This is a genomic window from Xanthomarina sp. (assembly GCF_035306705.1).
In the GTDB taxonomy this organism is placed as follows: Bacteria; Bacteroidota; Bacteroidia; order Flavobacteriales; family Flavobacteriaceae; genus Xanthomarina.
On the sequence record NZ_DATGNO010000117.1, the window covers coordinates 1 to 15,218 of the forward strand.

Genomic DNA, 15,218 nt, shown 5'->3' on the forward strand with positions numbered 1-15,218 from the left:
TGTTTTATTTCCTTGACTGCTTTTTCGCAAATAGATAGCAGTTTGGAATCCACAAGTATTCCTGCGGTTAAAAGCGATGAGGGGCGCGAGGGAGAATCTCTATTTGAATCAAAACCTATTGAAAATAAAGGATTGAGTACGGCCAATTCCGATAGAATTAATGGCTTGTCTGTACCAAAACAAAGTGAGCTAAGCGATCCAACGGACAAAGGTTTTTCTATGCTTGGCGGGGAAACTTTTGGCAATCCAGCAGAACTTTATACCAAACAGATAAAAAGACATAACATATCTACTGAAGACGAATCTCGATCCAGACAAAATGGAAGTACCACCAATCAATATTTAGGCGATTTTAAAACGGGGTTTTCTAGAGTAAATATTATTTATAGAGACCATCAATATCCAGATGGCGATCGGGTGCGTATTTTTGTTAATGACGAAGTAATTAAGTCGAACGTTTTATTAGAGTCCTCATTTACTGGCTTTAATTTGGATTTAGTTGAAGGTTTCAATAAAATAGACTTTCAAGCACTCAATCAAGGAGAGTCTGGACCAAATACTGCAGAGCTTCGAGTTTTGGATCCGAATGGAAATGTGATTGCTTCTGGTGTTTGGAATTTGGCAACAGGCGTAAAGGCAACGCTTATTGTAATTAAAGAATAGTTGCTATTTGTTCCATTTCACCAGGCTGCATGTGTTCTAATTTAAAACCGCCAATTCTTACGCGCACCAAACGTAAGGTGGGGAATCCGATGGCCGAGGTCATTTTTCTTACTTGTCTAAATTTTCCTTCAGTTAAAGTTATGGACAACCAACTTGTTGGTCCGTGTTTTTCATCTCTAACAAAACGTTCCGGGACCTTTGGCGGAATTTCGAAATAAGAAACTTTAAAAGCTTTGGAGAGATACGGATTGCCATCGACCGAAATTTCAACCCCTTGTTTAAGTTTTTCAATAGCTTCGGAAGTAATTACTCCATCTACCATGACATAATATTCCTTTTCAATTTGCGAACTCCTTATATATTCGCTCATTTTCCCATCGGTTGTTAAGAGAATTAAGCCTTCAGATTTTTCATCCAATCTACCAATAGCCATTACATTTTCTGGAAAGTCATATAGATTTCCCAAGAGTTTTTTATTTCGTCTTTTACTCTGATTATTAATAAATTGACTCAAATAACCATAGGGTTTATAGAGTTTGAAATGCTGATGTTTTTCGGAGTTGGGCATCATATAACGAAATAAGAAACTGTCTTTAAATTGGGAATTAGGATATTCCTAAATCTTATTAACTGCAAATGTTGAAAATTCTTAGGAATTTTATTCTGTTTTAAAGCTAAAATACCCTAAAAAGACCTTATTTTTGCACATTACAAATTTTATGAGCAAGACAGTTACATCTTTAGAATTAGAAGACAGACGTGTAGGAAAGGATCTATATAGTTACCAAAAAGGTGCTATTGATAAGATTTTTAAATGCTTTGAAGAGGCTCCAGAAGACTACCATTTATTATATCAGTTACCAACAGGAGGAGGGAAGACCGTTATTTTCTCTGAAATTGTTAGGCAGTATTTAAAACACCACAAGAAAAAGGTATTGGTTATGACTCACCGAATTGAGTTATGCCGACAAACATCGACCATGCTTGAAGAATTTGGTGTAAAAAACAAAGTGGTTAGCAGTAAAGCGAATCTAGATGACCAAGCGGAATATGGCTGCTTTGTTGCCATGGTAGAAACCTTAAACAATCGATTGCAGGAAGACAAATTGGATATTTCGGATATTGGCCTAGTTATTATCGACGAAGCCCATTACAACTCCTTTACCAAATTGTTTAAGTACTTCGAGAAATCCTTTATTTTAGGAGTAACTGCAACGCCTTTAAGCTCGAACATTAAACTTCCTATGAAGGATAATTACAACGAGCTTATTGTAGGTGAAACCATCGAGTCTTTAATTAAAAATGAATTCTTATCCCAAGCGGAGATTTATTCCTATAACGTTGGTTTAACCTCGTTGGTTGTTGGTGCTAATGGTGATTATACCGTAAAATCCTCGGAAGATTTATATACCAATAACGACATGCTTACTAAGCTGATGCAAGCTTATGAAGAACGTTCTAAAGGAAAGAAAACCTTAATTTTCAATAACGGGATCAATACCTCTTTACATGTGTACGATACCTTTCGTTCTGCGGGATACCCAGTAGCACATTTAGACAATACCAATACAAAAAAGGAAAGACGTAAAATATTAAATTGGTTTCGAGATACGCCAGACGCCATTCTTACTTCAGTTAGTATTTTAACTACAGGTTTTGATGAGCCAACTGTGGATTCTATTATTCTTAATCGCGCCACAAAATCCTTAACCCTTTATTATCAGATGATCGGGCGTGGATCGCGTATTTTGAAGAATAAATCGACTTTTAACGTCATTGATTTAGGAAATAATTTACACCGTTTTGGACCTTGGGGAGCCGATTTAGACTGGCAACGTATTTTTAAATCGCCTAACTATTATTTGGATAATATTTTAAGTGATGAAGAGTTAGAGGATAACTTTAGATATGAGATGCCAGACGAGTTACGCGCTGAGTTTGGAAAATCGGATTCGGTTTATTTTAATATTAAAGAAACCTATATCGAGGCCGTTAGAAATGGCGAGTCTTCTAAAGTAGTTTTAGAACGTTCCCTAGAACACCATGCTAAAATTTGTATAGAAAATAGCGAAGACATGTATGATGCCTTAGATCTTGCAAAAAAACTTGGTGACGATATTGACTACAGAATCCATCGATATACCAAATGTATTAGTAAAAGCACCTTTAATTTTGTGGAATGGTTGAAAGACGATTACCGTAAGAAACTTAGAGCCTATTTGAGATCTAATTTCGATGAAGTTTTTGAGGAAATTCACGGCAGACCAGCAGAAAATTAACCCCTTTTATTAAACAACTGGATGTTTCCCAAGAGAATACTATGAAAATAGTCTGTTTTAGGGAATACTTATCTCAAAAGTGATAAATGTCACTTGACATTTTACAAATAAATAATATCTTTAAGCATAAAATAGAATTCAGATGAATAAGATATTATTACCAACAGATTTTTCTGCAAACTCTTGGGAGGCCATTCTTTATGCTTTAAGGTTATTTAAAGATAAAGCATGTACTTTTTATATTATGCATTCCTTAGAACCTTTAGTTTCTGCACCATCTACTGGAGTTACTTCCAAAAGAGCTCAAGAAGCCATTGCTAGTTCCAGACTTAATGAGTCGAACATCGATATGGATACGGTTTTTGCTAAGATTCAAAACCTTCCCAAAAATGACAAACATACGTTTGAAAAGCTTTTGGTTCACGACTATTTTTTAAGTGCCGTACAAGGAACTGCCAAAAGATTTGAAATTGATATTGTCGTGGTTGGAACCAAAGGAGCCAGCGCCATTAAAGAAGTGACTATTGGTAGCAATACGGCAAACCTAATTAATAAGTTAAGTTGTCCGATTATTGCTGTTCCTAAAGACTGTTTGGTTGGCGACCTATCCGAAATTGGTTTTGCTACAGACTTTAGCATAGACCATTATGGCGACGAACTTGAATTATTAAAGGAAATAGCAACAGCTAACAATTCTAGAATATCTGTGGTACATGTTATTGGTAAAAATGAAGAAATGACCACAGAATCGCTTGCTAATAAACTTGCATTGGAAATGGTTTTAAATCCGTTGCCTATGGACTTTTATCTTATCACCGATGTATCTGTGGAAGTAGGAACACGTATTTTTAGTGAAAGCAGAAAACTAGGCATGCTGTGCATCATCAATAAGAAACGCAGTTTTTTTGAAAAGATGTTCAGTAAAAGCAATAGTAAATCCATTAGTAGCAATTTGAATGTGCCTTTGATTATTTTTAACCATGTGAGTTCTAGTTAATGGGTTAATGAGAAAATGAGAGAATGATTTGGGATTCTCACGATTTTAGAAGAAATATACAGCATAAAGAATAAAAAGGACGTTATCAATTAAATGATAGCGTCTTTTTTTTAGGACTAATTTATATAATAATTCCTGATGGGTTTTATGGTTGTTGCCCATCTTCTGGTACTGCTAATTCTTTTATTGTTTTGAATTCGATGTTTTTTTATGACTGATATGGCCATACTAAAAAAATAAGAAAATCTTGTAAAAAAAAGTTAACCTTCTGACTGCATGGTTATTAATTGGTAAATAATTAAAATTATAAAACCATGACAAACAAGATTAGTTACACATCGACCATGAACATTTTAGATCATGAAACCTTTGGATCTAATGAGAGAGCAAGAGTAGTAAACTCGGATACTTTTATGTTAGACGCTTCAAAGAAAACACATCACGCATTTTTTATAGGGAAATGTGGAGGTGAAGTAAGAATTGAATTAGAAATTACGTTTAAGCAAAATGCGAGCGGTTCTATTTCTGTAAAAGAAACAGCCAAGCTTTTTGAGGGGGCATCCACTAATTCAACCGATTTAGACGGCACCGCATCTAAAGCTATTACTGTAGCAAAAAACGAATCGAAAGTAGTTGTTTTTAGAGTGAATAATACAGACGACGGAGGGGATTACGCAGACATTACACTTAATATTACTAATAGTGTTATTAGCGATTCAGATTGTACTGCAGGTATTAAAGCAAAAGCACAAGCTTTAGGTAGTGCTTTTACTGGAGCTGCTACTTCGAATATTAATGCGCCGACAGCTGTAAATTCTGGAAAACGAGTGACGTTTAAGAACTGTGATATTTATTGTTCTCCTGAAACAGGAACCCATGAGGTCCATGGAGCTATTCGTGAAAAATACCATGCTGTTGGAGGTCCAAATAATGCCTTAAGTCTTCCAGTTACCGATGAGACTGCAACGCCCGATAAGCTTGGCCGGTATAATCACTTTAAAGGCAATGGTAGTATTTACTGGCATCCAACCACAGGTCCTAAATTAATTAGAGGAGGTATTAGACAAACATGGGCTAAAAGTGGTTGGGAAAAAGGAGCGTATGGCTATCCCACTTCTGATGAAATTAAAATTCATACCAACAAAAACGAATGGTTTAGCGACTTCCAAAATGGACTTATTTTCTGGGTCAATCAAAAAGCTGAAACCCCTAAAACAGCTTCGTTGAGCGCAAGTAAAGTAAGAGCCTTATTTGAGAAGATTTTTAAAGATAAATCCAAAGATTCCAAAGACTTAAAAATTGATTCTGTTAAAATAAGCGAGGTAAGCGATACAGGAAGCGACTTTACTAGAAGTAAAAACAGAAAAATAACTTTTAAAATCGAAGGAGATTATGAAAGTGGGGTCTTTTTTATTCCAAATCCATCTTATACGATTACGTTGAGAATAGCTTTTGAGAGTGATAAAAATCCAGATGGAAAAGTTAAATGTAAGTTATCGGCTAGATTGGATCATTGGCATATCCACACGTCTGGAGTTTCACACACCAAATTATTAAATGGTCTTAAAAAGAGTATTTTAGAGGGCTTTAAGAAGCCATTTGAATTGGGAGAAGTTCCTGAAAACGTAGGCTTTTTAAGTTTTAAAGTTACAAGCACTGGAGGTATTAAGTTGTACTTTACAACCACTGGATTGGGAGCTGTTGGAGCTGTTTTAGCTCAACAAAAACTAGATGCTCTATAATTTCAGAAGAAACAAATGGGGTATAAAACTAAAAAAGACGTTATCAATTAAATGATAGCGTCTTTTTTTAGGACTAATTTATATAATATTTGGAGGGAATTTTATTCGTTTGTTGACATTAGGGCAAAAAACTTGTTGATGTTAGGTAGAATGATGATTCTAGTACGTCTGTTTTTTGATCTGTTTTCATTTGTATCGTTGTCCACTAAAGGTTGATAGAAGCTTCTTCCGGCTGCAATCAGTTTTTCGGGAGCTACGTTAAAATCGGCTTGTAATTTTTTAACTACAGACGTTGCGCGCAACACACTTAAGTCCCAGTTGTCTTTTACAGCTGCATTTGGAAGCATCAATTTGTTGTCTGTGTGGCCTTCAACCATTACGTCCAAACTTTCTTCTGAATTTATAACATCAGCAATTTTCTGTAGAATTTTGTTGGCTTTATTGCTCACACGGTAGCTTCCAGAATTGAATAACATTTTATCTGAAATTGAAATCATTACCACTGTTTCGTTAATATCGATGGCAATATCTTCATCTTCGTCCATGTTAGAGGTATCCATAGATTTACGTAAATTGTAACCTACAGCTAAGTTCATGGAATCCTTTAAGGTTTTGGCTTGTGCCAAATCGTTTTGATCCACATGTTGTAAAGTGGCATTCATTTGTTTTCTCACATCGTTAGAAATCACGATATCGTCGCCAACCACAACAATTTTAGCATCATTTTCTTCAGTTAGGGAACTTATTTTGCTGTTATAGGTATTTATTCTGGCTTGGATTTCATCGAATTTAGCCTCTAAATCCTCTTTTTCAACTTGTGTTTTTTGAAGCATGCTTCTTATCTCACCATTTTCTTGTTCTAGCGCCACATATTTCTTTTTGGAAACACAGGCAGACATTAAAATTCCTGTTAGTAGAAAGATTGAAATTCTTTTCATAATCTAAAGTTTATTGTTTTTGGTTTATGTTATATGTACGCAGCAGAAGGTGTGCTGGACGTTTCATTCCTTGATTTTATACTTTCTTTAACACTTTTTGTTCTCTGGTATTTAGGTGTTAAATTATATTAAAACCTTGTTTTTTAAGCCTCTAGTTTTTATTTTTAGATAAAATAACCATTATGAAACGTTGGATGTTACTTATAGGATTCCTGATTTCGGTGAAGGTATTTGCACAGGATCCCATGCTTCAAAAGCCTGATAGATCGTTGAGCGATGAAGTTTCTGCTTTAACGGAGGCTTATAATAGGGAGTTGGGATTGGACACGGATCAATTGGGATTGTTTGAAATGAAATTGGAGGAGTTTTTAATCCGGAGAAAAAAGATTGAGGCTTTGTTGGAAGGGGAAGAAAAACTGGAAACCTTGTATGAAATGCAAGCCGAGGAAACTTTGGAAATGCAGGACATTTTGACCCATTACCAATTTGTAGTGTACCAGCAGGTAAAGCCCAGCATACAGCCTATTGAAGTGGTTAAAACAACTACAAAAGTCCTTACCACCAAAGAATGAAGCTCTTAGAGATTTCGCCATTGGGATGTTTGATCCAAATTAGTGGCGCTGTTTGATTATCTAGAATTGGAGTCAGCAATTCTTTACATGCTGGATGTGTTAACCAAGCCACTTGGGCATGAGGCTCTAATAACCAATTGGCTTTGGTTGGCAGGTAGAATTTGCAGGTTTTAAATTGAGATAACTCTTCTTTTTTAAGGTAATATCCACGGATACACGCCGGGTTTATCCACTTGAAATTGGGGAGTGTTTGATTATATGGTACAAATAATTGTGCCATAAACAAGACTTGCTGCTTTATTTGATCCACTTTCAAGTTGTGTTTTTCGAGGTATTTTAAGGTTTCTGGATGGTAGAGTAGTGGTAACTGCTTGTTTTTGAGCTTGTCCAGTTTTTGAACCAGACTGTCTTTACGGTTTGGGCCAATCCAATGATCTAACTCGTTGGTACCCATGGCATCATACACGTAAAACTTATAAATAATTTCCAGATGTACGGGTTTGTTGTTTATAAGCAACAAAGCATCCATTTCGCCCAAGGTGTGTCTTTCTTGTTGGATTTGAAGGTTTTGGCATAAGATAGTTGTTTGTGGGAGTTGCTTTAAGTGATGAAATACAAACTGTTCCACACGTTTGCCCAAACGGATGTTTTTAGGAAGCGTTTCACTAAAACGGGTAGCAGGTTGGCGAGCTACTTCCAATTGCTGTAAGTTGTATACGAGATTTCCTAGCCATAGATTTGGGGTGTTTAGATAGCCTAGATATTGTAAATTCACCTCTTTGTTATCCATAACTGCAAATTACGAATTCCATATTTTAACAAATCATTTTAACATAAGTTTATTTATATCTCTATTTTTAAGACTTATAAAACCAATTTATTAAACACTATGAAATACTTTAGCCTACTAATTTTTACCTTATCCTTTTTCCTGCAGTCTTGTTCTTCAGAAGATAAAAAAGCAGCAGCGCTTGCGGAACCTGAATTTAAAATCGATTATGAGAAATTCACCTTAGAAAACGGTCTGGATGTGATTCTACACCAGGATAAAAGTGATCCGGTTGTTTCGGTTGCCATTCAATATGGGGTTGGGTCTAACAGAGAAAAGACAGGACGCACCGGATTTGCCCATCTTTTTGAACATATGTTATTCCAGGAATCGGAGAACGTGCCTCAAGACCAGTTCTTTAAAAACATTCAAGATGTTGGGGGTACCTTAAATGGTTTTACCCAGAAAGATAAAACGGTCTATTTTGAAATAGTACCAAACAATGCCCTAGAAAAAGTTTTGTGGATGGAGAGCGACCGTATGGGATTTGTAATAAATACGGTGACCGAAGCTGCTTTTTATAACCAACAAGAAGTGGTTCAAAATGAAAAAAGACAACGTGTGGACAACAATCCTTATGGGCACACCAGTTGGGTGATTGATAAGAACCTCTATCCGGAAGGACATCCTTATAGCTGGCAAGTTATTGGGGAGTTGGAGGATTTACAACGTGCCACGATTGATGATGTTAAAGAATTCTACGATAAATTTTACGGTCCTAACAACGCGACTTTAGTGATTGCGGGGGATTTTGAAACTGCTGATGCCAAAGCCTTGGTTGAAAAGTACTTTGGTGAAATTAAAAGACGTCAAGAGGTAGAAACCATGAAACCTATGCCGGTTACTTTGGCAGAGACCAAGCGCTTGTACCATGAAGACAACTTTGCAAAGGCCCCACAATTGAATATGGTTTGGCCTACGGTAGAACACTATACGCCAGATGCCTATGCTTTGGATTTTTTTGCGGAGTTATTCTCTACAGGAAAGAAGGCGCCACTTTATAAGGTGTTGACCGAACAACAGCAACTGAGCTCTAGATTATACGCCTATAATGGCGCTAGTGAAATAGCGGGCGCGTTTAGAATTAGTGTGACTGCAAACGATGGGGTTGATCTTGACCAAATAGAAGCTGGGATTAACGAGGCTTTTGCCATGTTTGAAAAAGTTGGGGTTACGGATAAGGATGTGGAACGTATTAAAGCAGGGCTTGAGACCAAGTTTTATAATGGGATAAGCAGTGTGCTAGGAAAGTCGTTTCAATTAGCTAGTTATAACGTCTCTCAAGGAGATCCTGGGTTTATTGAGACAGATATACAGAATATCAAGAAGGTGACCAAGGAAGATGTTATGCGCGTGTATAACACCTATATTAAAGGCAAAAACTATGTGATGACCAGTTTTGTTCCTAAAGGGAACATTGAGTTGATTGCAGAAAATTCTACGAAAGCCCCTGTGGTTGAAGAGAAAATTACCGAAAATGTGGCTCAAGTTATTACCGAAGCCAACAGTGAAGTGATTAAAACACCTTCTAGTTTTGATCGTTCTATAGCTCCGGAAACAGGGGAGGCGCCTTCGTTAAGAATCCCTTCGTCATGGACGGAAACCTTAAGCAATGGGATGGAAGTTTATGGGATTGCACATAACGAAATACCTACGGTAAGCTTTAGTATTGTTATGAAAGGGGGGCATTTGTTAGACGACATCGACAATAATGGGGTTGCCAATTTAATGACTGACATTATGATGGAAGGGACTGCAAACAAAACTCCAGAAGAACTTGAAGAAGCTATTGAGTTGTTGGGATCGACTATTAATATGTACACGACCAAAGAGTCTATAGTAATTAGCGTGAATGCTTTGACCAGAAACTTTGGAAAGACCATGGATTTAATAGAAGAGATTTTATTGGAACCTCGTTTTGATGAAGACGAATTTGGACGTATCAAGACGAAGACAGTCAATGATATTATGCGTTCGGCTGCCAATCCGGAAGTGGTTGCCAACAACGTTTACAACAAATTGTTATATGGGGAAGATCATATTTTTAGTTATCCGACCAGTGGGACTGTGGCGTCTGTAAATGCCATTACCATGGACGATTTAAAGGCTTATTATACTAAGAACTTTTCGCCATCGGTGAGTAAATTTCATGTGGTTGGGCAAATAGATCAGGCTACGGTTATGAACCAGTTAAAGAGTTTGGAATCCAAATGGGCGGCTAAGGACGTCACGATTCCTGAGTTTCCTATTGCAGATGCCCGTGATAAGGCGAGCTTGTACTTTGTAGATATTCCTGAGGCTAAGCAGTCTGTTATTAACATTGGCTATATCTCCATGCCAAAAACTGCTACCGATTTTTACCCAGCAGAGGTGATGAACTACAAGTTGGGAGGTTCGTTTAGTGGGAATGTGAACCTGATTTTACGTGAAGAAAAAGGCTATACTTATGGTGCGCGTACTGGGTTTAGCGGATCGAAACTGCCTGGAACCTTTACGGCTTCATCTAGTGTAAGAACCAATACCACCGGAGAATCGGTGGAAATTTTTAGAGAGCAGATTAAGACATATAAAGAGGGGATTTCGGAAGCAGATTTGGATTTCACCAAAAACGCTTTAATTAAAAGCAATGCCCGTAGGTTTGAAACACAGGGCTCGTTATTATGGATGTTACAAGAACGAAGCACTTATAATTTACCTGCCAATTTTATTGAGAATGAAGAGCAGATTGTAAAAGCGATGACTTTGGAAGCGCACCGAGCTTTGGCCAACAAATATCTGGACGAAACGAAAATGGCTTATTTGGTGGTTGGCGATGCTGCCACGCAATTTGCACAGTTTAAAAGGATGGGCTTTGATGAAGTGATCTTGTTGGATACGGATGGGGAGGAAATTAAATTGGAAGATGTGAAAATGTAAATTCGGTTTATACTTATTTATTAAAACAGAAAGGCTGCTCGAAAGGGCAGTCTTTTTTATTTGGCGTGTTGTTTCGTTATATTTAGGAATTACCATAAGCCGAAAGAAGCTATTAAAGGATGGGGGTTTTAAATATTCTATTTTACATAATATAAATTATAGAACAAATAAACCGTTATACAGAAATGCCGATTTAGCCGTTATTTGGGCTGTTTTGAGAGCTTTGTGTTACTGGCTTGTATTATGATGGCTTATGCTCATTTATTTATAAGCCTGATATTTTACGTATTCTGAGTTAGGCTGCATGGCATTTTAAATATGGGATTTATGAGTGTCCTTATTTAAGGCCTTATTATATAGACCCCAGATTTAAAGTTTAGGAATTTTATGTGATTGGTTTTCTCATTTATGGGATACCAGATTTTGAGGTTTCTGATATGTTGCTTATTATGAGCAAAGATGCGTTAAAAATAATCTAAGCGATTTATGAGGCTTTGAAACCTGCTTGGATTTGTAGTTAGGTCCTGATTCAGACCCTGAGCATATCCATAAGCTTTTGGTTATACTTGACTGGTTGTGGTTATCCACTGGGTTTGACCCAGCTTGCACCCGAGGATTATATGGCTTTGACCCGAGGTTAACCCGAAGTAGACCCGAAGGAGCTACGGGTGAACCCCCTAGGAAGCCTTTGTTTATAAGGGTTTAAAGCAGGTGGATGCACTGCATAACCTGACTATTTTTAAAGGTATGCGTTTGGGAATCTTTGAGTTTTAGGTATTGGATTCCGAACCAAACTACTAGAGAGGCCTGTGGAGAAACTGCCATTTTTACTGGGGTTTCGAGTTGGATTTGAAGGTTTGTATGTTCTATTTTACATAATAAAGGCTCTGTTTTTTGACTGGTACCTAAGGCATTGTGTTTTGGAGTTGTTGGTCTGTATGTTTTCTGGTTTGGACGGCACTTATAACTAGATACCACACTTAGGGCTGCCGTTAACTGGAAATGTGTGGCTGTTTTTGGGGTTTGATATAGGTGGATTTGATTAGAATTTGGAATGCTGAGGGTGATGATCCGTCTGTTTTTATGGCTGGTAATGATTGGCTTTGCCGTATATGTACTATCCAAAGCTTGTTTGTTTTTGAGTTTGAAACCTATGAGGGCTTGTGGGTTGTTTGCCAGGTTGGCTTCCCTTTTTCCTGGGGGTCCACTCCCCTCTTGGATGATTCTATAACAGACGCCAGTTAAACGACTAGAAATTGTGTTGTCTTGAAACTCTTTTGTGGTTTCTAAAATGCCTGTTCTGATGGCTTTTGATAGTCTGGACGCCATACCAAACTCTTGGTTGTTTGCTCTTTGCTTTGCAAAGGCTGGGTCTGTTTGAATGCGCTCTTTGGAAGGGCCATTTGCCCTACGGGAAATATGCTCTCCAAAAAGTGGATAGTACGTGGTTCCTTTTATGGTTCCATGGATTTTTATGATTCCTTTTTGCTTAGCCATTGGTTTCTAGGTGTTTGTGTGAAACTAAGATAAGAAAAAAATTGAGATGTTTTACAAAAAAGAGAGTCTAAAATGTTGTTGGTTAGATGGATAGGGTTTTGCTACATTTGGATTAATGTGTGACGCTACTAGTTATTTCAATCACTTTATCTTTTCCGAAAATGTTTAGATTGTTTATTTCCTCAACTTTTGGGTTTATAAAACTTTTAAAACTCTCTTTACTTATATTCTTTTCCAAGTTTCTGTAAAACGCTGTCCAGTAGGTATTTCTTGAGGTGTAATCCCGTCAACTCCTTCATCAACATAGTAACCTTCAATAATTAGAGTTGTAGAATTAAGCTCTAAAATATTATAGTTTATTATATAATCATTATCGGGATTAAGTCCTCCATTTGGCTCTTTGGTAAATAATTTATTGTTTGAAACAGTAAAGGTCCAATTATTGATTCCAGAGTTTTGACAATTATCACCAAAGAAATAGTTTATTTTAATCGTGTCATCTGTTTTAAACTCTCGTTGTTCCATCATTTCACATTCACCTAAAGTAAAGCCGTATTCTTGGAAGTCTATTATTTGCCATTTCCCGATAATTTTCGAACTTTCTATTGAATCTGAATTATCATCGTCGCTACTGCACGAAAAAATTAAACAAAGCGTTAGGATTGTTAAAAATATTTTATTATTTGTCATTTTAAAATTTTGATTTAGTTAATGTTGTTTTTTAGTTGACGGTCAGCCCAACGTTTATGTGTAAGGAACGTTGCGTTTTTGTATGCTAGGATTTTCCGCAGGAAAATCAGAGTTAGCAAATGTATTTATTAATAGACTAATTCAAGCACGATTATTCTTCTATTTATTTTGTCATTCAAATCGATTTTTTCCAATAACATTACATCAGCAAGCATTGGATAGAGCGAACCTGAACTGATTTTCTTCTCATAAAATTCTTGATGAAATTTGCTTTTATTTTTTATTTCTCCCAATGCTTGGTAATATTTACCAGTGTAATTAACCTTAACGGTGTTTAGTTCTCGATTTATAATGGAATCAAAATTAGAATTGGGTCGGATTTCACCATATTTTCTAGAGTATGTAAAATCACTAGAGCCGTCAGAATTTATATGTTTGTATCTTAATTTTACATATGGAAAATCATTTCTCATTACAGGAAAGGAATCCGATTCCATTTTATCAAAAGAGCTATTTTCTAATACCCAAACAGAATCAGGAAATTTGTATATTTCAAGGATTAATTTACTCAATCTGAATTTTTTTTCTGCATTTTGGGATATTGTTTTCAGATTTTCAGTTTTTCTATCACGCAGTTGTAATAAAAATTGTCGATAAGCATTTACCGTATTCAAATTCGGATATTGTCTTTTTAAAAAGCTATTCTCAAAATCGGAAACAAGAAAATCCAAAGTTGCAACATTTTCCTTGCCTAAAACTTTGTCAAATTCCGATATTTTGTCTGCGGTTTTTTTGTCCGAACAACTTATGATTAAAGCAATAAACATGAATATCTTGATAATTTTCATTGATTGGTCATATGTTTGCTAACGTGTTTGTGTAAGATTAGTTGCGTGTTTAAGTAACTAATTTAGCAAATAAAAACCAAATAGAATATTCCGCAGGAATATTCGTAAGTAAGCTTGAACTAGCAATTAATTTTACACGATGTTGGCAAAAGTTTATTATTGACTACAATTTCCATCAATAATATCTTGTTGAGTTGGATTGAATAAATTAAATTCAACAGTGAATTGTCCAGTAAATGTATTTGAAATTGGTTGTATAGAACATAAATCGTTTAACACATCATTACTTCTTATTTGTAAGTAGTTTCCAATCGAAGAAATATTTTGTAATCCATCTAAATTTGTTAAAGCATCATTTGTGTTGATATCTAAACTAATACCAATAGATGTAGTGTTTAATAAACTAGAAATATCTGTCAAAGCATCATTATTTCCAATCTCTAGAGTTTTTCCTACTGAAGAAATATTTTGCATTCCATCTAGATTTGTTAAATTGTCATTATTCCAAATTTTTAAATTTCGCCCTACAGAATTAAGGTTCTGTAAACCAATTAAACTCGATAGTGAAGAATTGTTATTTAGAATTAAGTCGTTTTCTAAAGGTGATGAGACATTCTGTAAACCATTTAAGTTTACTAAGGCTGTATTACCTTGAATAAATAAGCTTTCAGTAATAGATAAGAGATTATTTAATCCTTCTAAATTCTCCAAAACTTCATTTCCATCTATAACTAAACTTTCACCTATAGAAATAACATTCTCAAGACCATTTATATTTGTTAAGGCTTCATTAGAACGTAGTGTAAGACTTGAAGAGACAGCAGTTATATTTTCTAATGCATCTAAGTTAATTAACGAATTATTATTTTCTAAATATACTGTTCCAATCGTACCTGTTAAATTATTTAAACCATTTAAATCTATTAAAGAAATAGCTTCATGTATGAATAATGTACCAACAGATGTTAGGTTTTGTAATCCTTCTAAATTTGTAATATCATCACCATAAATGTTTAAAATACCAATAGTGTCATAACAAGTATTAATAAAATTATCTACATCGTTTTGATTGTTTAATTGTACACTTCCATATGTACAATCATCAACATTAACATCATCATCACTATCAATGTTGTTATCATTATCACTACATCCTATTGTTAAAATAAGTAAGAATGACAGTAATAGTATAGTTTTAAATTTGTGCATTTTGTTTTTTTTTAATTTTTGCCAACGTTTTCGTGTAT

At 35.6% G+C, this 15,218-nt stretch carries 13 protein-coding genes; 6 read left to right on the top strand and 7 right to left on the bottom strand.

Translation table 11 applies throughout. The features are described 5' to 3' along the window. On the top strand, positions 1 to 663 hold a 663-nt coding region (locus VKY47_RS09920; protein ID WP_324312445.1), incomplete at its 5' end, for a hypothetical protein. Here VKY47_RS09920 and VKY47_RS09925 read toward each other — a convergent pair. Next, complete coding sequence (locus tag VKY47_RS09925; protein WP_324312465.1) at positions 653 to 1,231, bottom strand: pseudouridine synthase; 579 nt, start codon at positions 1,229 to 1,231, stop codon at positions 653 to 655. The genes VKY47_RS09920 and VKY47_RS09925 overlap by 11 nt on opposite strands. A gap of 151 nt (positions 1,232 to 1,382) precedes the next feature. Between VKY47_RS09925 and VKY47_RS09930 the strand changes: the two genes are divergently transcribed. From VKY47_RS09930 to VKY47_RS09940, 3 genes are all read left to right on the top strand, one after another. Continuing rightward, on the top strand, positions 1,383 to 2,942 hold the full coding sequence (locus VKY47_RS09930; protein ID WP_324312446.1) for a DEAD/DEAH box helicase: 1,560 nt from the start codon (positions 1,383 to 1,385) through the stop codon (positions 2,940 to 2,942). Positions 2,943 to 3,084: 142 nt separating this feature from the next. Continuing rightward, positions 3,085 to 3,939, top strand: coding sequence for a universal stress protein (locus VKY47_RS09935; RefSeq protein ID WP_324312448.1), 855 nt, complete (start codon positions 3,085 to 3,087; stop codon positions 3,937 to 3,939). Positions 3,940 to 4,253: 314 nt separating this feature from the next. Further along, complete coding sequence (locus tag VKY47_RS09940) at positions 4,254 to 5,681, top strand: LGFP repeat-containing protein (protein WP_324312450.1); 1,428 nt, start codon at positions 4,254 to 4,256, stop codon at positions 5,679 to 5,681. Positions 5,682 to 5,782: 101 nt separating this feature from the next. On the opposite strand, the gene VKY47_RS09945 is transcribed toward VKY47_RS09940, so the two are convergent. After that, positions 5,783 to 6,619, bottom strand: coding sequence for an OmpA/MotB family protein (locus VKY47_RS09945; RefSeq protein WP_324312451.1), 837 nt, complete (start codon positions 6,617 to 6,619; stop codon positions 5,783 to 5,785). Between the two features lie 182 nt (positions 6,620 to 6,801). Here VKY47_RS09945 and VKY47_RS09950 point away from each other — a divergent pair, with 182 nt between their 5' ends. Then, positions 6,802 to 7,191 (top strand): hypothetical protein, encoded by a 390-nt coding sequence (locus VKY47_RS09950; protein ID WP_324312453.1) that lies wholly within the window; start codon positions 6,802 to 6,804, stop codon positions 7,189 to 7,191. On the opposite strand, the gene VKY47_RS09955 is transcribed toward VKY47_RS09950, so the two are convergent. Beyond that, positions 7,175 to 7,981: a DUF1853 family protein gene (locus tag VKY47_RS09955; RefSeq protein ID WP_324312454.1), complete on the bottom strand. Its 807-nt coding sequence runs from the start codon at positions 7,979 to 7,981 to the stop codon at positions 7,175 to 7,177. The genes VKY47_RS09950 and VKY47_RS09955 overlap by 17 nt on opposite strands. 99 nt (positions 7,982 to 8,080) lie before the next feature. Here VKY47_RS09955 and VKY47_RS09960 point away from each other — a divergent pair, with 99 nt between their 5' ends. Further along, complete coding sequence (locus VKY47_RS09960) at positions 8,081 to 10,936, top strand: M16 family metallopeptidase (protein WP_324312456.1); 2,856 nt, start codon at positions 8,081 to 8,083, stop codon at positions 10,934 to 10,936. 702 nt (positions 10,937 to 11,638) lie between these two features. On the opposite strand, the gene VKY47_RS09965 is transcribed toward VKY47_RS09960, so the two are convergent. The 4 genes from VKY47_RS09965 to VKY47_RS09980 form a co-directional block, all read right to left on the bottom strand. Continuing rightward, entirely contained in the window at positions 11,639 to 12,433 is a 795-nt protein-coding gene (locus VKY47_RS09965) for a hypothetical protein (RefSeq protein ID WP_324312458.1), read from the bottom strand. A 222-nt stretch (positions 12,434 to 12,655) separates the two neighbouring features. After that, entirely contained in the window at positions 12,656 to 13,123 is a 468-nt protein-coding gene (locus VKY47_RS09970; RefSeq protein WP_324312459.1) for a lipocalin-like domain-containing protein, read from the bottom strand. 128 nt (positions 13,124 to 13,251) lie between these two features. After that, positions 13,252 to 13,950 carry a hypothetical protein gene (locus VKY47_RS09975; RefSeq protein ID WP_324312461.1) on the bottom strand — a complete coding sequence of 233 codons (699 nt, stop codon included), beginning with the start codon at positions 13,948 to 13,950 and terminating at the stop codon, positions 13,252 to 13,254. Between the two features lie 177 nt (positions 13,951 to 14,127). After that, positions 14,128 to 15,218 (bottom strand): hypothetical protein (locus VKY47_RS09980; RefSeq protein ID WP_324312463.1); only part of this gene is annotated, 1,091 nt, incomplete at its 5' end.

What these genes read in the sequence shown, in the direction of transcription:
- VKY47_RS09975 (WP_324312461.1), bottom strand. Translation starts at nt 13,950, where the DNA reads ATGTTTATTGCTTTAATCATAAGTTGTTCGGACAAAAAAACCGCAGAC.
- VKY47_RS09930 (WP_324312446.1), top strand. Translation starts at nt 1,383, where the DNA reads ATGAGCAAGACAGTTACATCTTTAGAATTAGAAGACAGACGTGTAGGA.
- VKY47_RS09955 (WP_324312454.1), bottom strand. Translation starts at nt 7,981, where the DNA reads ATGGATAACAAAGAGGTGAATTTACAATATCTAGGCTATCTAAACACC.
- VKY47_RS09965 (WP_324312458.1), bottom strand. Translation starts at nt 12,433, where the DNA reads ATGGCTAAGCAAAAAGGAATCATAAAAATCCATGGAACCATAAAAGGA.
- VKY47_RS09925 (WP_324312465.1), bottom strand. Translation starts at nt 1,231, where the DNA reads ATGCCCAACTCCGAAAAACATCAGCATTTCAAACTCTATAAACCCTAT.
- VKY47_RS09935 (WP_324312448.1), top strand. Translation starts at nt 3,085, where the DNA reads ATGAATAAGATATTATTACCAACAGATTTTTCTGCAAACTCTTGGGAG.
- VKY47_RS09970 (WP_324312459.1), bottom strand. Translation starts at nt 13,123, where the DNA reads ATGACAAATAATAAAATATTTTTAACAATCCTAACGCTTTGTTTAATT.
- VKY47_RS09940 (WP_324312450.1), top strand. Translation starts at nt 4,254, where the DNA reads ATGACAAACAAGATTAGTTACACATCGACCATGAACATTTTAGATCAT.
- VKY47_RS09960 (WP_324312456.1), top strand. Translation starts at nt 8,081, where the DNA reads ATGAAATACTTTAGCCTACTAATTTTTACCTTATCCTTTTTCCTGCAG.
- VKY47_RS09945 (WP_324312451.1), bottom strand. Translation starts at nt 6,619, where the DNA reads ATGAAAAGAATTTCAATCTTTCTACTAACAGGAATTTTAATGTCTGCC.
- VKY47_RS09950 (WP_324312453.1), top strand. Translation starts at nt 6,802, where the DNA reads ATGAAACGTTGGATGTTACTTATAGGATTCCTGATTTCGGTGAAGGTA.